31 protein-coding genes and 2 tRNA genes are annotated in these 26,343 nt (G+C 63.3%); 14 read left to right on the forward strand and 19 right to left on the reverse strand.

What is annotated here, in order from left to right:
• Positions 1-262: 262 nt before the first annotated feature.
• The gene (locus AWB76_RS12420; protein ID WP_061160430.1) at positions 263-1,315 is read right to left on the reverse strand and encodes an NADP(H)-dependent aldo-keto reductase; all 1,053 of its coding nucleotides are present in this window, start codon (positions 1,313-1,315) and stop codon (positions 263-265) included.
• A 172-nt stretch (positions 1,316-1,487) separates the two neighbouring features.
• Between AWB76_RS12420 and AWB76_RS12425 the strand changes: the two genes are divergently transcribed.
• The 4 genes from AWB76_RS12425 (at position 1,488) to AWB76_RS12440 (ending at position 4,569) form a co-directional block, all read left to right on the forward strand.
• Complete coding sequence (locus AWB76_RS12425; RefSeq protein ID WP_061160431.1) at positions 1,488-2,912, forward strand: MFS transporter; 1,425 nt, start codon at positions 1,488-1,490, stop codon at positions 2,910-2,912.
• Between the two features lie 442 nt (positions 2,913-3,354).
• Complete coding sequence (locus AWB76_RS12430) at positions 3,355-3,744, forward strand: hypothetical protein (RefSeq protein ID WP_061160432.1); 390 nt, start codon at positions 3,355-3,357, stop codon at positions 3,742-3,744.
• A 4-nt stretch (positions 3,745-3,748) separates the two neighbouring features.
• Entirely contained in the window at positions 3,749-4,090 is a 342-nt protein-coding gene (locus AWB76_RS12435) for a hypothetical protein (RefSeq protein ID WP_061160433.1), read from the forward strand.
• A 17-nt stretch (positions 4,091-4,107) separates the two neighbouring features.
• Complete coding sequence (locus tag AWB76_RS12440; RefSeq protein WP_061160434.1) at positions 4,108-4,569, forward strand: lytic transglycosylase domain-containing protein; 462 nt, start codon at positions 4,108-4,110, stop codon at positions 4,567-4,569.
• Positions 4,570-4,591: 22 nt separating this feature from the next.
• On the opposite strand, the gene AWB76_RS12445 is transcribed toward AWB76_RS12440, so the two are convergent.
• A complete protein-coding gene (locus AWB76_RS12445; RefSeq protein WP_061160647.1) occupies positions 4,592-5,329 on the reverse strand; it encodes an SDR family oxidoreductase in 738 nt (245 codons plus the stop codon).
• Between the two features lie 222 nt (positions 5,330-5,551).
• On the opposite strand from AWB76_RS12445, the gene AWB76_RS12450 reads away from it, so the two are divergent.
• Complete coding sequence (locus AWB76_RS12450) at positions 5,552-6,583, forward strand: methyltransferase (protein ID WP_061160435.1); 1,032 nt, start codon at positions 5,552-5,554, stop codon at positions 6,581-6,583.
• A 25-nt stretch (positions 6,584-6,608) separates the two neighbouring features.
• Here the strand turns inward: AWB76_RS12450 and AWB76_RS12455 are convergent, their stop codons facing one another.
• The 6 genes from AWB76_RS12455 to dusA form a co-directional block, all read right to left on the reverse strand.
• Complete coding sequence (locus tag AWB76_RS12455; protein ID WP_061160648.1) at positions 6,609-6,812, reverse strand: hypothetical protein; 204 nt, start codon at positions 6,810-6,812, stop codon at positions 6,609-6,611.
• 114 nt (positions 6,813-6,926) lie between these two features.
• Complete coding sequence (locus AWB76_RS12460; protein WP_061160436.1) at positions 6,927-7,322, reverse strand: DUF5594 family protein; 396 nt, start codon at positions 7,320-7,322, stop codon at positions 6,927-6,929.
• Positions 7,323-7,356: 34 nt separating this feature from the next.
• On the reverse strand, positions 7,357-7,659 hold the full coding sequence (locus tag AWB76_RS12465; protein ID WP_061160437.1) for a hypothetical protein: 303 nt from the start codon (positions 7,657-7,659) through the stop codon (positions 7,357-7,359).
• A gap of 112 nt (positions 7,660-7,771) precedes the next feature.
• The gene (locus AWB76_RS40135; RefSeq protein WP_082864429.1) at positions 7,772-8,839 is read right to left on the reverse strand and encodes a DUF3427 domain-containing protein; all 1,068 of its coding nucleotides are present in this window, start codon (positions 8,837-8,839) and stop codon (positions 7,772-7,774) included.
• A gap of 168 nt (positions 8,840-9,007) precedes the next feature.
• Positions 9,008-9,083 (reverse strand) — tRNA-His (locus AWB76_RS12485).
• 118 nt (positions 9,084-9,201) lie between these two features.
• Positions 9,202-10,230, reverse strand: coding sequence for a tRNA dihydrouridine(20/20a) synthase DusA (dusA, locus tag AWB76_RS12490; RefSeq protein WP_341845294.1), 1,029 nt, complete (start codon positions 10,228-10,230; stop codon positions 9,202-9,204).
• A gap of 177 nt (positions 10,231-10,407) precedes the next feature.
• Here dusA and AWB76_RS12495 point away from each other — a divergent pair, with 177 nt between their 5' ends.
• Both AWB76_RS12495 and AWB76_RS12500 read left to right on the forward strand, forming a co-directional pair.
• Positions 10,408-10,653, forward strand: coding sequence for a hypothetical protein (locus tag AWB76_RS12495; protein WP_061160441.1), 246 nt, complete (start codon positions 10,408-10,410; stop codon positions 10,651-10,653).
• A 92-nt stretch (positions 10,654-10,745) separates the two neighbouring features.
• On the forward strand, positions 10,746-11,171 hold the full coding sequence (locus tag AWB76_RS12500) for a hypothetical protein (protein ID WP_061160442.1): 426 nt from the start codon (positions 10,746-10,748) through the stop codon (positions 11,169-11,171).
• A gap of 48 nt (positions 11,172-11,219) precedes the next feature.
• Here the strand turns inward: AWB76_RS12500 and AWB76_RS12505 are convergent, their stop codons facing one another.
• The 6 genes from AWB76_RS12505 to AWB76_RS12530 all read right to left on the reverse strand — a co-directional run bounded on the left by AWB76_RS12505 (position 11,220) and on the right by AWB76_RS12530 (position 14,530).
• Positions 11,220-12,329, reverse strand: a complete 1,110-nt coding sequence (locus tag AWB76_RS12505; RefSeq protein WP_061160443.1) for an enoyl-CoA hydratase/isomerase family protein — start codon at positions 12,327-12,329, stop codon at positions 11,220-11,222.
• Positions 12,326-13,021, reverse strand: a complete 696-nt coding sequence (locus AWB76_RS12510; RefSeq protein ID WP_244173336.1) for a TetR/AcrR family transcriptional regulator — start codon at positions 13,019-13,021, stop codon at positions 12,326-12,328. Before AWB76_RS12510 ends, AWB76_RS12505 begins: the two co-directional genes overlap by 4 nt.
• A 49-nt stretch (positions 13,022-13,070) precedes the next feature.
• Positions 13,071-13,253: a hypothetical protein gene (locus tag AWB76_RS12515; protein WP_061160444.1), complete on the reverse strand. Its 183-nt coding sequence runs from the start codon at positions 13,251-13,253 to the stop codon at positions 13,071-13,073.
• 212 nt (positions 13,254-13,465) lie between these two features.
• Positions 13,466-13,750: a DUF1488 family protein gene (locus AWB76_RS12520; RefSeq protein ID WP_061160651.1), complete on the reverse strand. Its 285-nt coding sequence runs from the start codon at positions 13,748-13,750 to the stop codon at positions 13,466-13,468.
• Positions 13,751-13,910: 160 nt separating this feature from the next.
• Positions 13,911-14,237, reverse strand: coding sequence for a hypothetical protein (locus AWB76_RS12525; protein WP_244173337.1), 327 nt, complete (start codon positions 14,235-14,237; stop codon positions 13,911-13,913).
• Positions 14,238-14,263: 26 nt separating this feature from the next.
• A complete protein-coding gene (locus AWB76_RS12530) occupies positions 14,264-14,530 on the reverse strand; it encodes a hypothetical protein (protein ID WP_061160446.1) in 267 nt (88 codons plus the stop codon).
• Positions 14,531-14,837: 307 nt separating this feature from the next.
• Here AWB76_RS12530 and AWB76_RS12535 point away from each other — a divergent pair, with 307 nt between their 5' ends.
• Positions 14,838-15,221 carry a hypothetical protein gene (locus AWB76_RS12535; protein WP_061160447.1) on the forward strand — a complete coding sequence of 128 codons (384 nt, stop codon included), beginning with the start codon at positions 14,838-14,840 and terminating at the stop codon, positions 15,219-15,221.
• Positions 15,222-15,228: 7 nt separating this feature from the next.
• On the opposite strand, the gene AWB76_RS12540 is transcribed toward AWB76_RS12535, so the two are convergent.
• The 3 genes from AWB76_RS12540 to AWB76_RS12550 form a co-directional block, all read right to left on the reverse strand.
• Positions 15,229-15,567 (reverse strand): DMT family transporter, encoded by a 339-nt coding sequence (locus tag AWB76_RS12540; protein WP_061160448.1) that lies wholly within the window; start codon positions 15,565-15,567, stop codon positions 15,229-15,231.
• Positions 15,568-15,586: 19 nt separating this feature from the next.
• Positions 15,587-16,084: a heme-degrading domain-containing protein gene (locus AWB76_RS12545; protein ID WP_061160449.1), complete on the reverse strand. Its 498-nt coding sequence runs from the start codon at positions 16,082-16,084 to the stop codon at positions 15,587-15,589.
• Between the two features lie 225 nt (positions 16,085-16,309).
• A tRNA-Met gene (locus AWB76_RS12550) sits at positions 16,310-16,386 on the reverse strand.
• Between the two features lie 168 nt (positions 16,387-16,554).
• On the opposite strand from AWB76_RS12550, the gene AWB76_RS12555 reads away from it, so the two are divergent.
• From AWB76_RS12555 to AWB76_RS12565, 3 genes are all read left to right on the forward strand, one after another.
• Positions 16,555-16,935 carry a DUF2946 domain-containing protein gene (locus AWB76_RS12555; protein ID WP_061160450.1) on the forward strand — a complete coding sequence of 127 codons (381 nt, stop codon included), beginning with the start codon at positions 16,555-16,557 and terminating at the stop codon, positions 16,933-16,935.
• A gap of 87 nt (positions 16,936-17,022) precedes the next feature.
• Positions 17,023-17,385 (forward strand): copper resistance protein CopC, encoded by a 363-nt coding sequence (locus AWB76_RS12560; RefSeq protein WP_061160652.1) that lies wholly within the window; start codon positions 17,023-17,025, stop codon positions 17,383-17,385.
• 7 nt (positions 17,386-17,392) lie between these two features.
• Positions 17,393-17,824, forward strand: coding sequence for a copper chaperone PCu(A)C (locus AWB76_RS12565; RefSeq protein WP_061160451.1), 432 nt, complete (start codon positions 17,393-17,395; stop codon positions 17,822-17,824).
• A 99-nt stretch (positions 17,825-17,923) separates the two neighbouring features.
• Here the strand turns inward: AWB76_RS12565 and AWB76_RS12570 are convergent, their stop codons facing one another.
• Positions 17,924-20,482: a penicillin-binding protein 1A gene (locus AWB76_RS12570; RefSeq protein ID WP_061160452.1), complete on the reverse strand. Its 2,559-nt coding sequence runs from the start codon at positions 20,480-20,482 to the stop codon at positions 17,924-17,926.
• A 483-nt stretch (positions 20,483-20,965) separates the two neighbouring features.
• Between AWB76_RS12570 and AWB76_RS12575 the strand changes: the two genes are divergently transcribed.
• The 3 genes from AWB76_RS12575 (at position 20,966) to AWB76_RS12585 (ending at position 23,617) form a co-directional block, all read left to right on the forward strand.
• Positions 20,966-21,373: a plasmid mobilization protein gene (locus AWB76_RS12575; protein ID WP_061160453.1), complete on the forward strand. Its 408-nt coding sequence runs from the start codon at positions 20,966-20,968 to the stop codon at positions 21,371-21,373.
• Between the two features lie 220 nt (positions 21,374-21,593).
• On the forward strand, positions 21,594-22,274 hold the full coding sequence (locus tag AWB76_RS12580) for a PspA/IM30 family protein (RefSeq protein ID WP_061134541.1): 681 nt from the start codon (positions 21,594-21,596) through the stop codon (positions 22,272-22,274).
• Positions 22,275-22,411: 137 nt separating this feature from the next.
• Entirely contained in the window at positions 22,412-23,617 is a 1,206-nt protein-coding gene (locus AWB76_RS12585; protein WP_061160454.1) for a tetratricopeptide repeat protein, read from the forward strand.
• 347 nt (positions 23,618-23,964) lie between these two features.
• Here AWB76_RS12585 and glgX read toward each other — a convergent pair whose 3' ends face one another.
• On the reverse strand, positions 23,965-26,175 hold the full coding sequence (glgX, locus tag AWB76_RS12590) for a glycogen debranching protein GlgX (RefSeq protein ID WP_061160455.1): 2,211 nt from the start codon (positions 26,173-26,175) through the stop codon (positions 23,965-23,967).
• Positions 26,176-26,343 lie beyond the last annotated feature (168 nt).

The following is a 26,343-nucleotide window of genomic DNA, read 5'->3' on the forward strand; positions in this document are numbered from 1 at the left end:
GTGGCGAAAGGCGCCGCAGCGGGCAACCAGGACCATCGAGCAAGTGTAGTGCCTTGCGAGAAGCACCGCACCGCGAGTGACACGGGGAGCGCGCCGCGAATCCCGCTGTGCGGGACTCAGGGCGGCGTTACGGCAGAGTACGGGCCAAAGATTCGGCCGGTATTACAGAGCGATATCCAACGGGGACGCGAACGTCAATGCTGACACATTCGCGGCAAAGCCATGCAATTTGTCGTCAAATGTTTGAGTCGGCGAAGAAATTTCAGGGCGCCGGATTCGGCTGGCGTTCGTGCAGCGCGTCGATTTCGGCCAGGATTTCGTCCGACAGTTCGATGTTCACGCTCTCGATGTTCTCTTTCAGCTGCGCCATCGACGTCGCGCCGATCAGCGTGCTCGTCGTGAACGGGCGCGTGTTGACGAAGGCGAGCGCGAGTTGCGTCGGCGTGAGTCCGTGGCGCTTCGCCAGCTCGACGTAAGCCGTGATCGCGGCGATCGACTGCGGCTTGCTGTAACGCTGAAAGCGCTCGAACAGCGTGATGCGCGCGCCCGCCGGACGCGCGCCGCCTTCGTACTTGCCCGACAGCCAGCCGAACGCGAGCGGCGAATACGCGAGCAGCCCGACGCCTTCCTTGTGCGTGAACTCGGACAGGCCGAGTTCGTACGTGCGATTCACGAGGCTGTACGGATTCTGAATGCTGACGATCTTGGGCAGCCCTGCTTTCTCGGCCGCGCGCAGGAATTGCGCGACGCCCCACGGCGTTTCGTTCGACACGCCGACATGGCGAATCTTGCCCGCCTTCACGAGCTCGGCGAGCGCGGCGAGCGTTTCCTCGATGGGCACCGTGTATTCATCGTCGAGATACGGATACGCCGCGCGGCCGAAGGTCATCGTGCTGCGGTCGGGCCAGTGCAATTGATACAGATCGACGTAATCGGTTTGCAGACGCCTCAGGCTGCCGTCGATGGCTTCGTTCAGGTTCTTGCGATCGAACTGGTTACCAGCGCCCCGGATATGCCGCGGATTGTGCGGCTGGCGCGCGGGACCGGCGATCTTCGTCGCGAGCACGATATCGGCGCGCTTCGCCTGATTCTTCGCGAGCCACGTGCCGATGTATTGCTCGGTCAGGCCCTGCGTTTCGGGGCGCGGCGGCACCGGATACATTTCGGCGGCATCGATCAGATTCACGCCCTGCGCGAGCGCGTAATCGATCTGCTCGTGCGCTTCGCTTTCGGTGTTCTGCTCGCCCCAGGTCATGGTGCCGAGTCCGATCAGGCTGACGTCGACACCCGAATCACCCAGTTTCCGAAACTTCATTGCTCATTCCTCTTGTTGGCGTTGTGTTTGCGCGTTGTCGGCACAGCGTAGGCGCATTGTCGGGCACGCTGTCTGGCTGTTTTCCGGCAGTCGCAAAACGTACCATAGCCGCGAAAGCTCTGCTCTCGCGGCTAGAATGGCAGGCTTCCAGACATGCAGGAGCGCCCGACCGATGCCGTCAGCAAGCGATCGCGAGAAAAAAGGCTCGTCGCTCATCGTCATGCTCGTCGCGGCGACCTTCTTCATGGAGAACCTCGACGGCACGATCATCGCCACCGCCTTGCCGCAGATGGCGCGCTCGTTCAACGTGCATCCCGCCGACATGAGTCTCGGCATCACGGCGTATCTGCTCACGCTCGCCGTGTTCATCCCGATTTCCGGCTGGGCCGCCGACCGCTTCGGCCTGCGCACCGTGTTCGCGAGCGCGATCGCCGTGTTCACCGCGGCGTCCGTGCTGTGCGCGACGACTTCCACGCTGCCCGCTTTCGCCGCCGCGCGCGTGCTGCAGGGCATCGGCGGCGCGATGATGGTTCCGGTCGGACGCCTCGCCGTCCTGCGCGCGACGCCCAAGGAAGGCCTGATGCGCGCGATCGCGATCATCACGTGGCCCGGTCTCGTCGCGCCGGTGATCGGCCCGCCGCTCGGCGGCTTCATCACCACGTATTCGTCGTGGCGCTGGATCTTCTATCTGAATGTGCCGCTCGGCCTGATCGGTTTGCTGCTGACGCTGCGCTATATCGGCAATGAACGCGAGGACGCGACGCGCCGTTTCGATCTCGCCGGTTTCGCGCTGTGCGGCATCGCGTGCACGACCCTGCTCTACGCGATGGAGCTGATCGGCCGCAGCGACGCGGACTGGACGTTCGTCGGCGTGCTGGTCGCGGTGGGCGTCGTCGCGGGTATCGCGTCGTGGTGGCATCTGCGGCGCGCGGCGCATCCGGTGGTGGATTTGTCGGCGCTGAAGGTGAAGACTTTCGCCGTGGCGATGGGCGGCGGCTCGCTCTTTCGCATCGCGATCAGCGCGGCGCCGTTCCTGTTGCCGCTGATGTTCCAGGTCGGTTTCGGCATGAACGCGTTCGAATCCGGTTTGCTCACGCTCGCGGTGTTCGCGGGCAATCTGTCGATGAAACTCGTCACGACGCCCGTCATGCGTCAGTTCGGCTTTCGGCCGGTGCTGATCGTGAATGGCGTGCTCGCGGCGCTCTCGCTGGCCGCGATGAGCCTGCTCACGCCGTCGACGCCCAAGCTCGTGATCGTCGTCGTGTTGTTCGCGAGCGGCTTGTCGCGCTCGCTGCAGTTCACGGCGCTCAACACGCTCTCTTTCGCCGATGTCCCGAAAGCGCAGATGAGCGGCGCCTCGGCGCTATCGAGCACGCTCTTCCAGATGACGATGGGCATCGGCGTGGCGGCCGGCGCGATCGCGCTGCGCATCGGCGAATGGCTCCACGGCCACGACGCGCATTCCATCGGGCCGGAGGATTTCGGCGTCGCGTTTCTGATCGTCGCGTTGGTGGGACTCGTCGGCGTGATCGATCTGTTCGGGCTCGCGAAGGACGCCGGAGCGCTGGTGTCGGGGCATCGGAAACCGAAGTCGTGAAGGTTTTATGACGCGAGGGCTCAAGCCTTCGCCCCGCATGCCGTAATCCGCGGTATGAACTCGCACACCATCGACGCACTCTCTGCCCTGACCGAAACGTCGCCGTCATCCGTCACGCGCGCGGCCTGAAAAATCCCCACGATTTCCCCGAAGGCACGCGCGAGCGGCAATCCGCCGCCGACGCCTTCGCCGACGATTTCCTCCGCGCCCTCGATGCCGAACCGGGCATCGGAGCGTGGTGGCGCATGTGATCGACGCCTGGCGTCATTCCACGGTCACATCGACAAGGTCGCGGCATCGATTACCGGTAACCAGGTGAGCCGATCCTCGAATCGGTAACTTCTGAGTCAAGTCTTGCTATTTCGCGAAACGTTTGCGCGCGGCTATCAAGTCGCGCTCGCTCGCGCCGACAACTCGCATATCGCCATGACTCAACCAGGAGATGCCAGTGAAGTGGGCAGCGTCACTTTTTGCCATCGCCGTCGCAGTCGCCGTGACCGGCTGCGCGCCGATGCCCGCGGCCAGCACGGCCCAGATCGACAAACCGGCGGCGTCCGCCGAAATCATCCGCTTCGAAATCCCCGCTGACGCCCTCGGCGCGCGCGATCCGCAACTCAGCGCGATCCTGGCCAAAGCCGGCGCGCTCGCGGCCGCGCAAAAGCAGCCGACGACCATTCTCGTCACCGCGCTCGCGCAGGACTTTCCGTACCTCAATCAGGCGATCTGGAAAGGCATTCCCGCCCGGCATGCGGTCAGGCTCAGCCTCGAAAACCTGACCGCCGGCGCGCGACAGCCGTACAGCGTGTCCATCAAGCCGACGCAGGGAGGCTGACGTCATGCGCCAGATTCTGATTCTTGCCATCGGCGTGATGCTTTCGGCGAGCGCCGTCGCCGGTCCGCTGGATGTGAGCGCGCCCGCGTCCGTGCAGACGCTCGCGGCGCTTGGGCCCGCCACGCAGAAGGTCTACCCGCCCTTGCCCACGCTCGCGATGCTTCCGGCCTCTGCCGGCGATGACGACGACGCACCCGCCAAGCCGGCGAGCAAGAAAGGCAAGAAAACGCGCCGTGTCGTCGATTGCAAATGCAACGGCCCGGAGCCGCGCCTGGTCGTCTCCGACGAGTCGCGCACGTACATGAAGGACGTCGAGCGCCGCATCGACATTGCGCTCGCGCCGTAACCGCAGGAGCCACGCACATGATCCGTTCGACTTACGCGGCGCTCGCCGCCTGCGTGCTGCTCGGCGCATCGCTCGCGTCGAATGCCGCGCGCGCCGACGACTGCTTCGAGCAGGCCGGCGCGTATCAGGGCGTCAATCCGCTCGTGCTGCGCGCGGTCGCCTGGCGCGAATCGAAAGGCGACGCCGCCGCGCTCAACCGCAACGCTAACGGCTCGATCGACGTCGGCCAGTTGCAGATCAACTCGATCCATTTCCCCGATCTCGCACGTCAGGGCATCCCGCATCGCGCGCTCGCCGATCCGTGCGTCAACGTGTTCGTCGCCGCGTGGCTGCTGAAGCAGAAGATGGTGAAGTACGGCAACACGTGGCGCGCGATCGGCGCGTATCACTCGGAATCGCCGAAACATCGCGATGCCTATGCGCGCAGCATCCAGCAGATTCTCGTCGGCTGGGGCGAACTGCGGCCCGAGATGCAGTGAGCGTGCAAGCCGGGCCATCGGGTTAAAGCTGGCTCATGCCGCCGTCGATCACGATTTCCGTGCCGACGATAAAGCCCGATTCCGCCGATGCCAGATGCAGCACCGTCGCCGCCACTTCGCTCGATTTGCCGAAGCGGCCGAGCGGAATCTGGCTTTGGAGCTGCGCGGCGGCTTCGTCGACGAGGCCGAGCTTGCCGTGCAGCGGCGTCGAGACTGGACCGGGACTCACGACGTTCACGCGTGCGCCGCGCGGAAGCAATTCCGCCGACAGCGTCTTCGCGAGCGACACGAGCGCCGCCTTGCTCGCCGCATAGACCGACGACATCGGCATGCCGATATGCGCGTTGATCGAACCGTTCAGCACGATCGATGCGCCTTCGTTCAGCAAGGGCACGAGCGACTGGATCTGGAAATACGGTCCCTTCACGTTGATCGCGAAGGTTTCGTCCCACGCTTTCTCGTCGATATCCGTGAACGGCGCGAAGGTGCCGACGCCCGCGTTGACGAAAATCGCGTCGAGCCGGATGTTCGCATCGGACAGGGCTTGCGCGAGTTCGCGCGCCGCGCCGACCGTGCCCGCGACGTTGCGGATGGCGATGGCGTTCGCGCCGAGCGTCTCGCGTGCCGTCGCGAGCGACGTTTCGTCGCGACCCGTGATGACGACACGCGCGCCTTCCGCCGCAAATGCCTGCGCCGCCGCGAGACCGATGCCGCTGTTGCCGCCGGTAACCAGAACAGTCTTGCCTTCGAAGCGATTCATGACGTTCTCCTTGTGAACGTTGATCAATGTGAAAGCATTATGGGTGGTCGCGCCCCCGTTGCCATACGATGCGGCCGTCGCACTCGTTCGATATCGTCGAACGTGTTTCGAACCGCACATATCCGCCTTGAAGCGGACGCGATCGCCTCCTAGAGTTACGCAGTTCCTTCCGGTCTGCTTTCGGCTACGTCATTTCGTCGTACTTTCGACAGGAGGCGCATCATGCAAGACGCGCAACGCAGCACGCAAATATCGCTCAATCCGGAGCGCCTGCTGCAAATGGGAATGGCGTTCTGGGCGTCGAAGGCGCTGCTTTCGGCGGTCGAACTCGGCGTGTTCACGCAACTCGCGGCGGGCCCGCGATCCGCCGACGATCTCTCGCAAGAGCTGGGACTGCATCCGCGCAGCGCGCTGGATTTTCTCGATACGCTCGTCGCGCTCGGCGTGCTCAGGCGCGACGGCGGCTTCTACGCGAACGCCGCCGATAGCGACATCTTCCTCGATCGCAACAAGCCTTCGTATGTTGGCGGATTGCTGGAGATGGCGGGCGCGCGGCTCTATCCGTTCTGGGGATCGCTCACGGAGGCGCTGCGCACCGGTCTGCCGCAGAACGAATCGAAGCACGGCGGCAACACGTTCGAGACGCTCTATAGCGATCCAGCGCGTCTGCGCGGCTTTCTTCAGGCGATGAGCGGCGTGAGCATGGGCGCCGCGCACGCGATCGCGCGGCAGTTTCCGTGGAGCGAGTACCGCACGTTCATCGATCTCGGCGCGGCCCAGGGCGCGCTGCCGGTGCAGGTGGCGCTTGCGCATCCGCATCTGACGGGCGGCGGCTTCGATCTGCCGGTCGTCGGACCGATATTCGACGAGTACGTCGCGGCGCACGGCCTGCAGGACCGGCTGCGTTTTTATCCCGGCGATTTTTTCAAGAACCCGTGTCCGTCGGCGGATGTGCTCGTGATGGGTCACATCCTGCACGACTGGAATCTGCAGCAGAAGCTCGAACTGCTCGCCAAATGTCATGCGGCGCTGCCGCCGGGCGGTGCGCTGATCGTGTACGACGCGATCATCGACGACGAGCGCCGTCAACACGCATTCGGCCTTCTGATGAGTCTCAACATGCTGATCGAGACGCCCGGAGGCTTCGACTACACCGGCGCACAATGCTGCGCGTGGATGCGCGAAGCGGGATTCGCGACGGCGCGCGTCGAGCCGCTCGCCGGGCCGGATTCGATGGTCATCGCGACAAAATAACCGGCCCGCGCGCCGGAGCGCGTCGTCAGCGGTCGTTCGACATCCCTTTCAGGCGGTCGTTGCCTGCGTCGCGGGCGGCGTCGGCGGTGGAGAAGTTTTCTTCGGACACGAGCGCGCGTTTGACCTCGCGCGCTGCGAAATCGACGAGCATGATGACCCACACGAAGCCGCCTGCCTGTTCCGCGGTCTGCACGAATGCGCGCAGATCGCCTTCTTTCGACGATGCCATACCGACCTCCTCGTTCATGTTGATGCGCCCTGCCGGTGGCGCGAGACGCGTATCGACCGGCGATGCGATGCGTCGGCTGAACGGGCGCTAACGGGCGGCAGCCGGCCGCCGTGATCAGGCTTCGAAATCGAGACCCCCGAACAGCACTGACGGGTCCGCCTGCGAGCGTGTCGCGAGATCGACCTCGCGCGCGCCTTGCCACGCGTCGAGCTTGGCGCCGATCGCGTCGAGGTATCGCAGGAATCGGGCCTCGCCGCCCGAGCTCATCAGCCGTTCGATTTCTTCGTCGTCCCAGGTCAGAAATACGTTGAGCAGATACGGATAGCGTTGCCGATGCCCGTCGCCCTCTCGTGGTGCGTGCGCGGCGCTGACATGCAGACGCGTCGGGACAGCGGGGCTTTCATATGGAAGGATGTCGACGCGCACGCCATGATCGACGATACGCGTCACCCGCTCGGCAATACGCGGTACGAACCCGGTCTCGAACCGATGCGCCTGTTCGCGATTCAACGCCTGTCTCCGCGAGCATGACGTGCGCGTGCGTTCAGACTGCCGGCAGATCTTCGAGCGATTTCTCGATCTGACCGTCCTGCACGCGCGCCTCGATGCCGATGTGTCCGTTGGTATAAGGCAGCGCGCTGACTTTCGGGCCGAGGAACGGACGTCCGCCGAGCGTGAAGAGCGTGCGGACTTCCTTGCCGCTCTTGATGGCGTCCACAACTTGCTGGACGTCCACGATGGTGGTGGGTGCGGCCCAGTCGTTCGTGGCCGGATCGAAACTGCCCCAGCGCACGCTGGTCACGCGGTCGTTGACCCAGCGCACACCGTCGATCGCCAAAGTAGCCATGTCTGCCTCCAGTGTCGTCGTTGGGTGGTTTGGAAATCCTAGCATGGTGGGGGAAAGGCGGTGAACGTTTGCGCGGGGCGAAGCGAGCCCACGCCGCCTACCTGTTCGGTGCTTAGTTCGAGGATCCAATGCCAGGAAATGCTTGGAAGCTCACCGGAACGAGTCCGCAACTGCGTTCGACGTCCCCTTTTAGCTCAAAGAAGTTCACCTGACTCGCGGCCGCTGAATGGCTGAACACGCGATAGATCACGTAACTCTCCGGGAACGCACGTGAAACTGAAAGCTCATTTCTCGAGATAAAGAAGGGCGTCGATTTCGGCCCCTGCGTTGTTTTGACTTCGATCAGTTTCGGAGTCCCGTCGATGTCGAATGATTCGATGTCAAACCCCGCCGTGGAATCATAGAGGGCTACGTGGCGAACTCTCTCTGCTAAGTCGTCCCTCCCGGCTAGACGAAGCTCATCGATCTCGTGTTTCAGTACAAGCTTTTCACCTTGTAAGCCAAGATGTCGATTCCGGATATCCCGCTCCACCCAATCTACATTTGCGACTTTTCTTGCGTGTGCCGTATTCTTGCGGTCCACATTGGATTTATTCAGTGTGTTGGGCGCGGACCCTTTCACAAGTCGTTGGGCCGAAGCAGCTTTTTGCAATGGCACATAGGCAGGATCATGCGGTGGGCCCACTTCAAGGCCCAACCCAAGCAACCGATCGGGGCTCAGATCCCAATACCGAATTCGCCAAACGAAATGTACTGGGTTCTCTCTAATCGCATTGTGCGAAAAATATTCAAGAAGACCGAGATATACGTACTTGGAGTCTCTGCCCGAACGGACAAATAAATGAATATTTCTCTCTTGCGGATCATGAGCCAGAAGCTTTTGGATCGGCCGCGATCCAAAACCATGCTGTGTCTGTGATTCCCAGAGAAGGTGTCCGTCAGCCGTCAGCACGTCCTGATAAGGATTGCCCTCGAAGGGTTTGCCAAGCGTAACCATCAACACGAAGCTGCCGCTTTCTTTCGGCGTTTCAACGATTCCTGGAATGCCCCATCGACCAGCGCCACGAGTGAACGCAACGCCCGGCTCAAAAAGTTGCGAAATTTCGCGCCTATCGTATCTCTCGAAGCGCTTCACGACCGGACGATGAAGCTCAATCGAGCGTTTCGGTTCGAATTTCAATCGTTTTTCCAGCTCGGGTTGCGGAAGTTTTTATGAGCCTATGCTCCCGCCTTCGTCTCGTCGAAAGGTCAAAGACAGCGGTACGCACGGGAGTTTAAGGCAAATGAAATGAACAAATCAAAGCAAAAAGCCCAGTCATTCGACTGGGCTTTTTGCATGAATTCTCGGTGGGGTGGCTGATGGGACTCGAACCCACGACGACAGGAATCACAATCCTGGACTCTACCAACTGAGCTACAGCCACCACTGTTACCGCGATCCCGACTGCTTCAGAACCGCTGCAGCAATCAAGAAGCGAGATTATACGAACAATGATTGCGCTTGCCTAGTCCCTTTGAGCATCTTTTTCCGGAAAATGCGCATCAGGACTCGATCGCTTCCACAGCCTCGCGAAGATGCGCGCGCGCTTCATCGAAAATCGTCAGATCGCCCTTTGCGAGACGGCGGTTGTCGGACAGCACGCGACGCCAACCGCGCGCACCCGCGACGCCGCGATACAGACCGAGCGCGTGCCGCGTCACCGCCCCGAGATACGTGCCGCGCGAAAGCTCATTGCGCGCATAGTCGATGAGCCCCGCCTCGATGTCCTCGCGCGAAAGAACCTGCGTCGCCGCGCCATAGAAACGCGTGTCGACTTCCGCGAGCACATAAGGATTGTGATAAGCCTCACGCCCAAGCATCACGCCGTCGACATGCTTGAGATGCTCTTCGACTTCGTCGAGCGTCTTGATGCCGCCGTTGATCGAGATCTCCAGATGCGGAAAGTCGCGTTTCAGCCGGTACGCGTACTCGTACTTGAGCGGTGGAATCTCCCGATTCTCCTTCGGGCTCAAGCCTTTGAGGATCGCATTGCGTGCGTGCACGATGAACACCTCGCAGCCCGCATCCGCGATCGTGCCGACGAAATCGCGCACGAACTCGTACTCCTCGACCGTATCCACGCCCATGCGATGCTTGACCGTCACCGGAATCGACACTGCGTCGCGCATCGCCTTCACGCAATCCGCGACGAGTTGCGGTTCCTTCATCAGGCACGCGCCGAACGCGCCGCGCTGCACGCGCTCGGAAGGGCAGCCGCAATTCAGATTGATTTCGTCGTAGCCCCATTGCTCGCCGAGTTTCGCGCTTTTCGCGAGATCGGCCGGCTCGCTGCCGCCGAGCTGCAGCGCGACGGGCGCCTCGGCGGGCGTGAACGCGAGATGCCGCGCGACATCGCCGTAAAGCAGCGCGCCCGTCGTCACCATTTCCGTGTAGAGCCACGTATGACGCGACACGAGCCGGTGCAGGGACCGGCAATGGCGGTCGGTCCAATCCATCATCGGAGCGACGGACACGCGGCGGGGACTGATCTTCGATACGGCTGACATGGGCGACGGCGGCCGCACCTTCATGCGAACCGCTTGAGTTTCAAGGGGAATCGGATATTTTACCGCAGCGAGACAAGTTGGTCCTCGACGTCAGCAGGGTCTTTGCAACTCACACGAATTTCTCGCCGTTACGCCTGTCAACCTTTGAGGAAGTGCGCGTTTCTGAATTGTTCAGTCGCGCCTCAATCGTAGAGACCAATCATGACCCGCCCTCACCTCGCGATAGCCGCCCTGCTTCTCGCCACGACATTCGCGGCACAAGCCCAGACCACCCGCCCCGACGACAACGCGTCGATGGTCAAGCCACCGGGCGCGCCCGGCGCGCCGTCTTCGAGCGCCACGCGCCCCGACAATCCCGACAACATGCCGGTGAAACGCCCGAATCCGCCGCAGAACAGCGATCGCATGCTGCATCACAGCCCGGCGAGCGACGCGATCGCGAAATAACCGGGCCTGAAAGCGCGCGCGACGCCACTATAATGGCGCTCGTCCCGATAATCGGAGAGAACCGCGCCTTCGGGCTCCAAGCGGTCTAGCCAATGCAAAAAGTCATTCTGCCGTTCGTTTCCGGTTTTCTCGCCGCGCTCTTCTTTCGCGAATCGACCCTGGCGCTGCTGCATGCGGCGGGTCTCGTTGATCCGGCCGGCTTTTCCATCGCACCGTTTCTTCCGCTTGGCATCCCCGAATTCATCGCCAATGCGCTCTGGAGCTCGATCTTCGGCGTGCTGATGGCGTGGCTGCTGCGCGTCGCGCCCGATCGCAGCGCGCCGTGGATCGGCGCACTCGTGTTCGGCGGCATCGTGCTGACGGCCGTGGGCGTGTTCGTCATCGATCCGGCTCGCGGTATCTGGCCGAGCGGCAACATGCTGCCGCGCCTCGCGCCGAATTTCATCGCTAATGCGATCTGGGGATGGGGCGCACTCGTCTTCATGCGCGCCTTCATGGCGGGCAGCGAATCGCACTAAGCTCGCGCAAAAAAAAAGCGGCCCGCGAGGGCCGCTCGTCTTCGAGCTTCAGTCCTTCAAAAGCCGCAGCGGATGCGCTGCGGGCGTCCACGCGCTCTCGAACATACGATCCACATCCGCGGCATTCACGTCCTCGGCGCGCGCGATCTTCCAGCGCGGCTCGTTGTCCTTGTCGACAATGCGTGCGCGAATGCCTTCCAGCACGTCGCCACGCTCGAACATCGTGCGCGTGAGATCGAGATCGCGGCGCAGCGTCTCGGCCATCGTCGAGAATTTCGCGCGATCGACCTGCTGCAGCGCTACGTCGACGGAAAGCGGCGAGCGCTCGCGCAACTCGGCGGCCGTGTGTTTCGCCCAGTCGTTGCCGATGTCCGCCTCGCGCTCGAGCGACGCCAGAATCGACGCCCCGTTGCCCGCCGCGAAGTGCTTGTCGATCATCGTGCGCGCCGCGGCGAGTTCGCCCTTCTCGGGAATCGGCGCGACCTTGTACTTCGTCGTCTCGTTCTGCACGAAGCGCACGATCTCCACGCCATCGAGAAAGCGCTGGTGCCTCAGCGATTCGATGAGCCCCGGCAGCGCGCCATCGTCGAGATAGGCGTCGGCCATGCGGGCGTAGAGCGCGTCGGCGGCGGAAAGGCTCGCGCCCGTCGCCGCGAGATAGCGGCCGATCGCACCGGGCGCGCGCGCGAGGAACCAGCTCACGCCGACATCGGGAAAGAGCCCGATGCGCGTCTCGGGCATCGCCATCCGGGTGGACTGCGTGACGATGCGCAGGCCGCCCGTATGATGCGCGCCCTGCGAAATACCCATGCCGCCGCCCATCACGACGCCGTTCACGACCGCGACATACGGTTTCGGAAACGTGAAGATCGCGTGATTGAGCTTGTATTCGTCGGTGAAGAACGCGTCGATCGCCGCCCGGTCGCCCGCCTGCGCGGACTCGTAGAGGAAACGGATGTCGCCGCCCGCGCAAAACGCGCGCACGTGCGGGCTATAGACGATGACGGCGCGGATCGCCTGATCGTGGCGCCACGCACGCAAAGCCTCGCTGATCGCGCGCAGCATCGGCGGGGTCAACGCGTTGAGTGCCTTCGGACGATCGAGTGCAATGAAGCCGATGCCGTTGGCGGTGTCGATACGGATGTCTTCGGTGGTCATCGTGTTGAGGTGTCGGGTCGATTCGATGCGTTGAATCGAGGTTCGGTTCGGTTGGCCGGCGCGAACCACGCATCGAGCGACAACTCGACGAGCGTCGCAGCCGGCGTCTCGGGCAGCGCCGCGCGATTCAGCTTCAGCGCGACGATCCCATGTAGATTCGCCCACAGCCCTTCCGCACACGCCAGCGGGCCGGCGTGCGCCGGCAGCCGGTCGGCCGCGCGCAACTCGACGAACGCGTCCGCGATCAGCGAAAGCGTCGCCGCACCGGGTTCCGCTGCCTGCGCCTTGCCGTTGTCGTGAACCTCGGCGGCAGGCTGCGCGGACTCTGCGGGCTCCATGAACATCAGCCGATACGTCTCGGGCTCGGCCAGCCCGAATTCGACATACGCGCGCCCCATTGCGTTCAGGCGCGCCGCCGGATCCGCAATGGACGTGTGAGCAAGAAACGCATCGCGCAGACTCGCGTGCCCTTCCACGCAGAGCGCCCGCGCGATATCACCACGGCTCTTGAAATGAAGATAGAGCGCAGCGGGCGAATAGTCGATCGCTTCAGCCAGCTTTCTCATCGACAGCGACGCGAATCCTTCGCGCCTCACGATCTCGCGCGAGACCTCGAGTATGCGCTCACGCAGCGCCTGACGCTGCTCGCGTCTTTGCTCGGTGCGGCGCTCTTGCGGACCTATGCGAGGCATTGTCGGCACCGCCTCTTTCGAAGTCAAATCGCGGCGCGCACGCGCGCGCTCAGATGGTCATCTTGCCGTCGTCGTCTCGTCGCGAAGCCGCGCGATAAAGCGGCTCGTCCGAGTCGCGCAGCACGACCGATGCGAACACGATGCACAGCGCAAGAATCAGCACACCAACGGCTGCCCAGATGAGCCATAGCGCATTGGACTCGACAAGTGAGTGAAGAAAGGATTGAAGCATGACGACCCCGCGCGATTTTTATATTTGATTGCTCAAGCGTATGGCGTTGAGCAAGTAATGTGCCGAGCGAATCGCATCGCGTGCGGCGAATAGCAGGATGGTACTCCGTTGCGCGATCACGCGAAAGGAGGCGCAGCGTTTCCGGCGTCGATATAAAGATGGCGCAGTGGAGCTTCTACATCGCGCCGTGTAACGGAAGGAAGCGCAGTGGATCAGACCGTTACCGGTCCTGGCGGAAAGTGTCCGCTTTTCAGGAGCACGGGCATGCCGTTGGTCACGCGCAGATGCTCCCGCGCGACGGCTTCGATATGCGTGCGGCCCGCATCGAAGGCATCGATCCAGCCGGCGCTGTCGTAAGTCTGCGCGCCGAAATGATCTTCCAGCGCTTCGACCGAAATGGCGCACGGCACGCGCCGGCCATCGACGATCGCGGCGAACTCGACGGTCAGATTGGAATCGCGGTAATCGGGCGCGTCCGGGAGGAATCGAATATTCATGATTAGCTCGTTGCTGACATTCAGACGTTCAGGCGCTCCATTGCGGCGTTCGATGCGAACCTGTTTGCAGCGCCGCAAACGATCGCACGAATCCGATTCGGCGACTATGGTACTCGCGCTCGCGTCGCGCGGTCCAGAGCGGCACGGCTCGTCTGCGCACTCAGGCGGCGAGCACGGTTTCGTCGACATCCACGACGAGGAGCGAGCTCGCGAGCGGATCGGCATAGTTGAAGTCGAGCAGCCGGCTCATTTCGCGCACGCGGTCGCACACGCGTTGACGCGCGTCCGGCGACAGATGCGGATAGTCGCGCAGCACTTGCGCGTCGAAGCGATAGTGCACGCCCCACGCGATATTGCCCGGATGATTCGCCACGCCGCCCGTGCGCCAGCTCACGAAAAGCGCGGGCGTCGCCTCCGCGCCGATTTCCGCGACGTCCGCCTCGCTCGGAAACAGGTCGATCAAGCAATTCGCGACGTCGTACAGCACGCTGTGTCGAAGATGAACGGGGCGCATTACGTCGATTGCAGCAAGCGGTCGATGTAGTCGCGCGCCGCCAGTTCCACATGTTCGAGCGCCTCGTCTTCGGTCGCAAAGCGCCGTTCCGGTCCGAGATCGACGAGCGCCTCGAAACGATGGACATCGTCGGGCCCGCCGCGCGCGAGGCTCACCGAGCCGACGTAGATGGGCGCGTCGCTGTGGTTATCGCCGGGCGTCTGCACGAGCCGCGCCGACGCGCTGATGTAATACCCTCGATATGGCCCCGTGACTCGTTCCGCCATGGCTTTCTGCCTCCCTTTTTGAAGTGCCGCGTGTGCCGGTTTGCGTCGATACCCGTCGAGCAATTTCAACCGATCAAATCAGATTAATAAGGCGCGCGATCCGGAAAATAGTTCATCGATGTGGTTCAGCGCGTGCGAGCGATCTCGTGTGTTTTCGTTCGCAAACATCGCGCCCGCGCATGGGTTGCTAACAACCGCTTACGTGTCGCGTAAGGCGCGTATGGGACAATGCACATCTCAAAAAAGCGCCCTCGCCGCGAAGCCGCGGCCTGCGGTGCTGATCGCCATTCGCTCTCACGAGGTAAAGATGAAGGAATCCGGCCGGCGCTTGCGCCGTCTCTCAGCACGCGTCGCGCATGGCGGCGCCCTCTCGCGTTTCTCGTGGCTGCGCGCAGCGACGCTCGGCGCGGCGGTCGTCGCGATCGCGAGCCTTGGCGCGTGTGCGTCGTCGAACGAGGCATCGCTCATCAATCTTCCTGATGGACAGACCGGTTACGCCGTCAACTGCAGCGGCGCGGACGCCGGATCGAGCTGGGCGAGCTGCTATGTGCTCGCCGGCAAGAAATGCGGCGCGACCGGTTACGACATCGTGTCGAAAGACAACGAGGAAGGCGGCCCGACCGGCGGCGGCATCAGCAACGTCGTCTCCGCGAACGTCAAGAACCGTTCGATGATCGTGCGCTGCAAGTAGTCGCGCGTCAGTGGGCGCTCATCTTCGAGAACGCGTTGAGCACGACCACGCCCGCGACGATGAGCCCCATGCCGAGCATCGCGGGCAGATCGGGCGTCTGCTTGAAGAGCAGTGCCGCGACGAGCGTGATGAGCACGATGCCCGCGCCCGACCACACCGCATACACGACGCCGACAGGCAGCGCGCGCAGCGTCAGCGACAAAAGATAGAACGACACCCCATATCCGACCACGACAATGGCCGCGGGCAGCGCGCGCGTGAAGCCATCGGAGGCGCGCAGTGCGGACGTCGCGACGACTTCGGCGACGATCGCAATGGCGAGAAGCACATAGGCAGTTGAGCGCATCGGCGTCAGGGTCTCTCCGTCAGTCGCGGCCGAGAGACAGATCGCCGAAGTTCGCGCCGAGCACGGCGCATAGCGCTTCGACCACCAGTTGATGATCGTCGCGCTGCGGCAGGCCCGACACCGCGACCGAGCCGATCACGCCCGCGCCCTGCACGCGCAGCGGAAACGCGCCGCCATGGGTCGCGAAATCCTTCAGATCGAGGCCGTACTTGTCGGCGAGCGTCGTGCCGGCCTGTTGCAGCGAGAGGCCGATCGCATATGAACTGCGGCGAAAGTGCTCGACGGTGCGCGACTTGCGCTCGACCCAGCGCGCGTTATCGGGCGTCGTGTTGTCGAGCGCGGCATAGAAGAGCGTGCGCCCGAACGTGCGGACATCGATGACGATGGCCGCGTCGCGTGCGAGCGCCATCTCGCGCAATTGCGAGCCGATCTGCCACGCGTGATCGGCGTGAAACTGCGGGAACACGAGCGTGTGTTCCTGATGCGCGATGGCCTGCAGAACGTGTGGAATGTCCATGAGCGAGCGACTCCTTGTGCGTGCGTGGAATGAGGATGGTATGTGCGAATGGGATTTTGACATGCGCATGAGAAGCCGCGATGTGCGCGTTGGTCATGAAGCCGCGTAATTGCGACTTCACGTTTTTGCATATCGACGATGCGCGCGCTGAAAAGCAAAAAGCCCGGCTTGACCGGGCTTTTGTGCGTGAATCCTGAGTGATGCTGGACGGCGCTGAAACTGTATTGGTTGCGGGGGTAGGATTTGAACCTACGACCTTCGGGTTATGAGCCCGACGAGCTGCCAGACTGCTCCACCCCGCGTCCGTCGAAGAAAAGATTATAAGTCATCGCTTACTGTGCCGCAATAGCTTATTCGCCCCAGTTGAATAAAAGAAGAAGCGACGCCGCGTCGATGCGTCTCGTCCCTTCGCGCAGAGCACGCGGACGCGCGTGGCATAATCGTCCGTTCATCATCGTCCATGTATCGGCATGCATCACTTGCGTCGGGGCATCATCGGGAAGATCGGCGGGTTCGCTGCGATATGCGCGATCCTGCTGCTCTCGCTCGCGCCCGTCGCTTCGCAGACGCTCGATCATGCGCGCATCGAATCGCTGCTCGCTTCCGTCTGCGCAACCGATGCGCAGCCATCGCACAACGCGCCTGCACCGAAGCACGACGCCGTCGCTCATCTGCAGACCTGCGCCTATTGCGACTTCATCGCGCATGCGCCCACGCCGCCGGCATCGCCACATCGCGCGTTCTCGGCGCGTGCTCCACGCGAAGTCTTCGTCGCGAACGCTCCCACCGACACACCGCGCCGCGAATTACGCGACATCGCGCAACCTCGCGCCCCGCCCGCCTTCGCCTGATTCGCATCGTATATAGAGACTTCGTTCATCGCTTCGTGCGGGATGAAGCCTTCCACATCGCTCGAACCGAGCACGCAAGGACATATCATGTTTTCATCATCGTTGCTGCGCGGCGCGCTCGCGCTGGCGCTCGCCGGCTCCGCGCAACTCGCGCTCGCACACGCATTGCCGAAGCTGCAACAACCCGGACCCGGCGCGACCGTCAGCGCGCCGCACGAAGTGGCCATCGACTTCGGCGAAGCGCTCGAGCCGACCTTCAGCACACTCATCGTCACCAATGCTCAGGGCACGCAGGTCAACACCGCCAAATCCACCGTCGGTGCCAGCGACAAGAAGCATATGAGCGTCGCGCTTCCCGATCTCGCGCCGGGCGTCTACAAGGTGCAATGGAGCGCGGTCGCGGCCGACGGGCATCGCACGCAAGGTCACTACACCTTCACCGTCAAGTGAGGACACCATGAAAAAAATCGCTGTACTCGTGGGCGCGCTCGCCTGCGCATCGTTCGCTCAGGCCGCGTCGCTCGAAGCGCGCGATTGCTGGGTGCGCGCGATGCCGCCGAACCTGCCGTCATCGGGCTATTTCACCGTCGCGAACAACGGCGACAAACCCGCGACACTCACGGCCGCACAGACGCCGGCCTTCGGCATGACGATGATGCACAAGTCGGAAAGCAAGAACGGCACGGCGACGATGTCGCCCGTCGATACCGTCGACGTTCCCGCGCACGGCACGTTGAGCTTCGCGCCGAAGGGCTATCACCTGATGCTCGAAGATCCGTCCAAGCCGCTCAAGGTCGGCTCGACGATTCCCCTCACGCTTTCGTTCGCGGACAAGTCCACGTTGAACGTGACCTGCGAAGTGAAGTCGGCGGCGACGGTCGGTCACTAAGCCTCGCCAGCCTCAAAAGAAAAGCGCGCCGGAGTGCGAAATCCGGCGCGCTTTTTTATCGGCTAATCGATTTAAAGACGATCGGCGAACACAGCCGCGTCAGTGCTTGCTGAACAGATCCATGATCTGCTTGCGCTCGTCGGTCGTGACTTGCGGCGCGGGCGGCGCCTGCATGCCCGCCGGCCCGACGCCGCCCATCGTGGTGGCATCGCCTGCCATCGGATTGGCGTTATCCAGCCCGATGCTCGCGACAAAGCCCGCACCCGGCGTGCGGTCCGCGTAGAACAGTTCGCCGTCGACGGTCGTGATGCCGTCCGGCCGCTCCATCTGCTCCTGCGGAATGCCGCGCAGCGCGCGTCCCATGTACTCGACCCAGATCGGCAACGCGAGCTGCGCGCCGAACTCGCGGCTGCCGAGTGTCTTCGGCTGGTCGTAGCCCATCCACGCAACCGCGACGAGCTTCTTCTGATAGCCCGCGAACCAGCCGTCCTTCGCGTCGTTGGTCGTGCCGGTCTTGCCTTGCAGGTCGTTGCGCTTCAGCACGTTGGTACCTGAACCCGTGCCCTGCGTCGCGACTGTATGCAGCAGGCTGTTCATGATGTACGCGTTGCGCGGCTCGAGCGTTTGCGGCGCGTTGCTGCCCGCGATCAGCGGATTGGCGCGCGAAATCACGGTGCCGCGCGCATCGGCGACATCGGCGATCAGATACGGATTGATGCGATAGCCGCCGTTCGCGAACACCGAATACGCGCCGCTCAACTGCAGCGGCGTGACAAGGCCGGCCCCGAGCGCGAGCGGCAGATACGGCGGCGTCTTGTCCTTGTCGAAGCCGAACTTCTGCGTGACGAAGTCCTGCGCGTAGCCCGTGCCGATATACGACAGGATGCGGATCGACACGAGGTTCTTCGACTTCTGCAAGCCGGTGCGCATGGACATCGGGCCGTCGGGCTGGTCGTCGTCCTTCGGCTCCCACGCGTCGCCGCCGCCCGCCGCCGGGAAGGACAGCGGCGCGTCGTTGATGATCGTCGCCGGTCCGAGACCCTTGTCGAGCGCCGCCGAATAGATGAACGGCTTGAAGCTCGAACCCGGCTGACGCCAGGCCTGCGTCACGTGATTGAACTTGTTCTTGTTGAAGTCGAAGCCGCCGACGAGTGCGCGGATCGCGCCGTCCTGCGGCGTCATCGAAACGAGTGCGCCTTCCACTTGCGGCAACTGCGTGATCTGCCAGTTGCCCTTGTCGTCCTTCGTGAGACGCACGATGGAACCCGGCTTGATCGCGAGCGCCTTCGACGCATTGTTGCGCAGCGCCGCCGCCACGAAGCGCAGACCTTCGCCCGCGACGGTCGCCGTGTCGCCGCCGACGAACTGCGCGCTCACCTGCTTCGGGCTCGCGGCCGTCACGACTGCCGCGACGAGCTCGCCGTTGTCCGGATGATCGACGAGCGCGTCGTCGATCGCCTCGGCGCGGTCATCCGCGTTGCCCGGCAGATTGACGTTGCCCTCCGGCCCGCGATACCCATGCCGGCGCTCATAGTCCATCACGCCCTTGCGCACGGCCTTGTACGCGGCGTCCTGATCGGCGGAATCGATGGTCGTCGTGACCGTGAGGCCGCGCGTATAGGTCTCTTCCTTGTATTGCGCGTACATCATCTGCCGCACCATTTCCGCGACGTATTCCGCATGCACGCCGTATTCGGTGCCCGAGGACTTCGTGTGGATTTCCTCGGCGCTCGCCTGAGCGAACTGCTCGCGCGTGATGAAGTTCAGATCCAGCATGCGCTTCAGGATGTACTGCTGACGCACTTTCGCGCGCTTCGGATTGACGACCGGGTTATACGCCGACGGCGCTTTCGGCAGCCCCGCGAGCATCGCCGCTTCGGCGAGCGAAATGTCCTTCAGATCCTTGCCGAAGTACACGCGCGCCGCAGCCGAAAAACCGTACGCACGCTCGCCCAGATAGATCTGGTTCATGTACAGCTCGAGAATCTGATCCTTCGTGAGCGCGCTCTCGATCTTGTACGCGAGCAGCATCTCGTAGATCTTGCGCGTGTAGGTCTTCTCGCTCGAGAGAAAGAAGTTGCGCGCGACCTGCATCGTGATCGTGCTCGCGCCCTGCGATGCGCCGCCGTGCATCAGATCGCTCACGCCCGCGCGCAGGATGCCGATGAAGTCGACCCCGCCGTGATCGTAGAAGCGGTAATCCTCGATCGCGAGCACCGCCTTCTTCATCTGGTCGGGAATGTCCTGAAAGCGCACGAGGCTGCGGCGCTCTTCGCCGAATTCGCCGATCAGCACGTGATCCGCCGTGTAGACGCGCAGCGGCACCTTCGGCCGATAGTCGATGAGCGCATTCAGCGACGGCAGATTCGGCTCCATGACGACGAGCGCATAGCCGACGATCAGCGCGCCGACCACAGCGCCGATGGCCGCGAGGCCCGCGAACCACAGCGCGATGCGCGCGAGCGGAGAACGGCCTCGCCCGCCGCGGTCGTTGCGATCGTTCCGGCCATTGCGTCCGTCGCGGCCGCCACCGCCGTTGCGTCCGCCTCCGTCGCGGCCGCCCGAGTCATTGCGTGAGTCGTTGCGAGAGTCGTTCCAGCGGGGTTCGCGATCGTAACGCGAGGATTTCGATGAGTCGGGTCGTTTGATGATAGGCATGACTGGGTTCGTTCGGCGCGCTGTGAAGCGCGCGCGCTGCCGCGCCGCGAAGCGCCGGTGACGGCGCTACTGCAAAGACGGGGACGAGCGAATTGCGGGCCGGCTTCGACCGAGGGTAACAGTGCATTTTAAAGAATTCGCGCGCGCGCCTACAAAACCCGCTGGATTTTTTTGTAAGTAAATGCCGTGAGGGCCGCCGAATGCGCGCGAATGCCGGGTTACCCACAGAAAGTGTTGAGAGCCTTGTGGACAACCGTATGAGAAAATAGCCAAGTCTTTGATCGCGTGCCTTTTTTGCGTAACGCTCATCGCGTGTGATGCGAGGTGGTTCACACGCACGGCGGCGCGCAAACCGATATGATGGCTGAACGGATCGCGGGTTCCCGAAACACCTCGCGAGCCTGCTGTCAAGATGCCGTGCCGTTTGTTAAGCCGAAGTCGCGATTGTCCCGTTACGATCGCCTTACTGTTTGCGAGCCGCTCATGACGACCAAACCCAGCGAACGCATCGTTGTTTTCGTGACTCCCGCGCAGAAGCTGGCCATCAGCAAAACGGCGGACTCTCTCGGCATCAGCGTGAGCGAGCTCATGCGCCGCGCGGTGCTGAACTTCAATGCGACAAGCGAGCAGATCAAGGTCGCGGGCATCGTCGATCGTCTGCGTGCGCCCAAGGCGCCCGATGCGCTCAACGCCGCGCTCAAGAGCGTCGCCGCCAAGGCAGCCGCGCGCGAAGCCCGCGACGCCGCCGCGAGCGCGACCAAGCGCGCCGCGCAGGCGCGCGCGCTCCCGCAGGCGCATCCCGGTCCCGCTGAATCGGACGACGAGATCGAGCACGGCACGGATCAGGGCGACGACGCATCGCTCACCGACGACACGCATTCGGAGCGCTGACCGCCCGGACGCCGCGCGCCCTTTTCCGGCAAGGCGCGCCGTTACACTCCTTAACCTTCCGTTAAGTCCCGATTAAGCCACGGCATGATCTAATGAGCGGGTAAACCCGGCGTGCACGTAAGGGTCTCGTGCGCTTGCAATCCCGCGCATTGCGCCTCACATTCGAGCCGCGTGCCGACGCAGGCATATGCACGCCGCCGTCTTCATCCAGGAGAAATACATGTCGCTTTTCGATTCCATCACGCGCACGGTCAAAGGCCTCTTGAACGACGCCGCCGACACCATGCAGGACCCTTCGCGCGACGCACGCCAGATCGTGCGCGAGCTCGACGACAGCATCGCGAAGGCGGAAAACTCGCTCATCGAGATCGAAGCGCAGGTCGCCACGCAGCAAAGCAAGCGCGACGCCGCCGCCGACAAGGCGAAGAAGTACGAAGACGGCGCCAAGCGCGCGCTGCAATCCGGCGATGAAGGCCTCGCGCGCGAAGCACTCGCCGCGCAGGCCAACGCCGAAACCGAACGCGACGCGCTCGCGGCGGAACTGCAGACGCTCGTGCCGTCCGTCGACCATCTGAAGCAGCAGATCACCGACATGCGTCAGCGCCGCAACGATCTCAACGCGCGCTCGAACATTCTTCAGGCGAAGCAGCAGATCGCGCAGGCGAAGGACACCGCGGCGACGGCATTGGGCGGCATCGGCGGGAAGAATCTTTCGGAGGACTTTCAGAAGCTCGAAGACAAGGTTCAGCTCGCCAACGCGCGCTCGGATGCGCGCCTGAATTCGGCGGATCAGAAGTCCGGCAAGGCGCTCGACGACAAGCTCGCCGCGCTCAATCGCGGGCCGTCCGTCGAAGATCGTCTGGAAGCGCTGAAGAAGCAGTTGAACACGCCGGCCCAGTAAGTGCTGATCGAGACGCGTGGTGAACTCCCGGGCGAGCCACGCGTCGCACGAATATGCGTTACCTTGAGCAACACGATTTGCTTCACCCCTTTGCAGCACCGACAGGAGACGGACGTTCATCGCGTCCGGCCCGCATCATGAAAAAGACTTTGACGGCTCTGGCGTTGTCGCTGTCGCTCGCTTCCCCGCTCGCGTTCGCGTTGCCGACCGCGCAGCAGGTCGAGCAGTCGATGACGCAGGGCAACTGGCAAAAGGCCGACTCCCAGTTGAGCGAAGTGCTCGACGCGCATCCGAAGAACGCGCACGCGCACTATCTCTACGCGCAGGTGCTCGACCGTGAGGGCCGCTATAGCGACGCCCTTTCGCATCTGCAGCAGGCGAAATCCATCGATCCATCGTTGAGTTTCACCGATCCGTCGCGCTTCGCGGCCACGCAAGCCCGCATTCAGGCCGATGCGACGCGCGCCAGCATCTCGCCGCGATCGGACAACGGCACGGCTACGTCGACCGCGCAGAACCCGTTCAATCAGAATCAGGCCGCCGCGCCCGCACCGCAAAAGCACGGCATCGGCATGGGCGCGTGGATCGGGTTCGCGTTGCTGATCGCGGCGATCGGACTCGTGCTGCGCTGGGGTTTGCGCCGCGCACGCACGCGCGACGACGGTCAGGCCGAAGACAATCGCCGTGCGCAGATCAAGCGCGCGACCGAACTGCTCAACGAAGTGCGCACGCTCAAGCTCGACGTGCGGCTCTCCACGGCGCCGGGTCACGAGGCATTGCTGAGAGACGTCGAAGGCGCGGAGACGCAGTTGCGCGAGATGGTCGAGTCGCTGTCGAACTCGAAGAATCCCGTGCCGCCGTATGCGATCGAGGATCTGGAAAATCAGGTCGCGAGCCTGAAGGCGCGCGCCGAAGGCCGGCCCGATCCGAACGCGGCGAACAACCCGCAGGCGGGCGCGCCGAATACGTCGCCGTATGCGCAGGAAGCCGAGCGCTTCGGTCGCGGCCAGCCGCAATATCCGCAGCAAGGGCCGTATCCGCCGCAACAAGGGCAACAGCCGCCCGTCATCATCCAGCAAGGCGGCGGCGGGTTCGGCGGCGGCATGGGGGGGCTTCTCACCGGCGTGCTGCTCGGCGAAGCAATGTCGCATGGGCGCGATCGCGTGATCGAGCGCGAAGTGCCGGTGGATCGTCCGCCGCAGAACGACAACGGCGGTCTCGACTTCGGCAACAACAATGGCGGCGGCCTCGATTTAGGCAACGGCTCGAACGACTGGAACGACGGCAGCGGCGGCGCAGGCCTCGACCTCGGCAGCAACGACGACAACTGGCGCGACTCCTGATCCGCCCGCGCACGCAGTTTCAAGGGCTCCGCTCAGGCGGGGCCCTTTTCGTTTCGGCGCGGAAAATCAGCGGATTCATCCGCCGCCGAGAAAACGCAACAGCCCCCACAGAAACTTGAAGAAGCCGACGATGAATTCCCAGATGCGTTCGAGCTGATCCCAGCTCGCGACGTGCAGGATGGCATGCAGGATCATGCCATCGGCGCCATGCGGCCTTCGGCGGGCGCGCGGTGATGCGTGATTGAAACGGCCATCGGTAAAAAAGAAGGCGGCTTTCGCCGCCTCCTGTCGCTATCGCAAAAATCGCATGATACCCGGTCGCGCGCCGCGTCCCGGGATTGCGCGCTTTAGCCCTCCGCTTTCTTGTCCTCGCTTTCCGGCGGCACTTCGTCCGTCAGCGCTTCTTCCAGCCGTTTGAAAATGCGCTTCGTCGCGCCGCGCGGCTGCAGCGCGAACAGGAGCAGCGAGCGGCCCGTCACCTGATACACGTCGTCCGCGCCGAACTCCGGCAACTCCTCGCGGATCGGCGCATTCGTGTCGATGAGGCAGATCCATTCGTCGGGGCCGGGAATATCGGGCAGCGTGAAGTCGACGACATCGTGATACGCGTTCACGATAAGCAGCAACGTCGCATCCGATGCCGGCTTGCGGATGCCCGTCGCCTGCGCGCGGCCGTCCATCAAGACGCCGAAGCAGTGCATGTTCGGATCGTCCCATTGCTCCTGCGTGAGTTCGTCGCCGGTCGTGCCGAGCCATCTGACGTCGGCGACCTGCAAGTCGTCGTTGTACTCGCCCGTGAGGAATCGCTGACGCCGCAGCACCGGCAGCGTGTGACGCAGCGTCGTCAGCTTGCGCACGAACTCGGTGAGTGCTTGTCCGTCCTCGTCGATGTCCCAGTTCACCCAGCTGATGTCGTTGTCCTGGCAATACGCGTTGTTGTTGCCCTTCTGCGTGCGTCCGAATTCGTCGCCCGCGAGCAGCATCGGCGTGCCTTGCGAAAAGAGCAGCGTCGCGAGCATGTTGCGCTTCTGGCGCTCGCGCAGCGCGCGGATCTCGGGGTCGTCGGTCGGGCCTTCGACGCCGCAGTTCCACGATTTGTTGTCCGAATGGCCGTCCTTGTTGTCTTCGCCGTTCGCCTCGTTGTGCTTCTCGTTGTACGAGACGAGATCGTTCAGCGTGAAGCCGTCATGCGCGGTGATGAAGTTCACGCTCGCCCAAGGACGGCGCCCGCGCTTGTTGAATTTGTCGCCCGATGCCGTGATGCGTTTGCCGAGCTCCGGCGACACGCCCTCGTCGCCCTTCCAGAACTCACGCACGGTGTCCCGATAGCGGTCGTTCCATTCCGCCCAGCCCGGCGGAAAGCCGCCGACCTGATAGCCGCCCGGACCGCAATCCCACGGCTCGGCGATGAGCTTCACGCTCGACAAGATCGGGTCCTGACGGCAACTGTCGAGAAAGCCGCCGCCTTCGTCGAAGCCGTACGGCTCGCGGCCGAGAATCGTCGCGAGATCGAAACGGAAGCCGTCGACGTTCATCTCCGTCACCCAGTAGCGCAGGCTGTCGGTGACCATCTGCAGCACGCGCGGATGCGACAGATTGAGCGTATTGCCGGTGCCGGTATCGTTGATGTAGTAGCGCGCCTCTTCCGGCATCAGCCGGTAGTACGACGCATTGTCGATGCCGCGAAACGACAGCGTCGGCCCGCGCTCGTTGCCTTCGGCGGTGTGGTTGTACACGACGTCGAGAATCACTTCGAGGCCGGCTTCGTGCAGCCGGTCGACCATCTCCTTGAATTCGGCGACGACACCCGGCCCGCGCGAAAAATAGCGCGGATCGGCGGCGAAGAAGCCGATCGTGTTGTAGCCCCAGTAGTTCGTGAGGCCCTTGTCGAGCAGATAGCTGTCGTTGACGAACGCGTGGATCGGCAGAAGCTCCACTGACGTCACGCCCAGACTCTTGATGTACTCGACCACTTCCTTCTGGCCGAGTCCCTCGAAGGTGCCGCGCATGTGCTCCGGAATCGCCGGATGCAGCTTCGTGTAGCCGCGCACGTGCGTCTCGTAGAAGATCGTGTGTTCCCACGGCACGCGCACGCGCGTGGCGTGTGTCCAGGAAAAAGTCTGGTCGACGACCTGGCACTTCTGCATGAAAGGCGCGCTGTCGCGTTCGTCGAACGTGAGGTCGTCGCCTTCGGCGTTGAGCGTGTAGCCGAACACGGCCGGGTCCCAGTTCAGCGTGCCGACGTGCGCCTTCGCATACGGATCGAGCAACAGCTTGTTCGGATTGAAGCGATGCCCGTTTTCCGGCTCGTACGGACCGTGCACGCGATAGCCATAGACCGCGCCGGGTTCGAGCCCGTGCACGTAGACGTGCCAGACTTCATCGGTGTATTCGGGCAGCTCGATGCGCTGAGTTTCCTTTTCGCCCTTCTCGTCGAAAAGACACAGTTCGACCTTGGTCGCGTTCGCGGAAAAGAGGGCGAAATTGACGCCCTTTCCGTCCCAGGTCGCGCCGAGCGGAAACGGGGAGCCTTCGGCAATGCGGAGTTCGTTCGGCATGAGATGATGTGTTCGAAAGATTGACGCGAGGTGCGTCGGGAATCGGGTTGGCATTGCGGGGCTTCAAGCGGATCGTAAGGAGCATTTAGCGTGCCCATATGATGTCGCGGCGCGCGGCTTGCGTCGCGTGGCTCGGACAGATGCGGCGCGTGAGCCTCTCTCTCGTGC

Source organism: Caballeronia temeraria (assembly GCF_001544795.2).
GTDB classification, from domain to species: domain Bacteria; phylum Pseudomonadota; class Gammaproteobacteria; order Burkholderiales; family Burkholderiaceae; genus Caballeronia; species Caballeronia temeraria.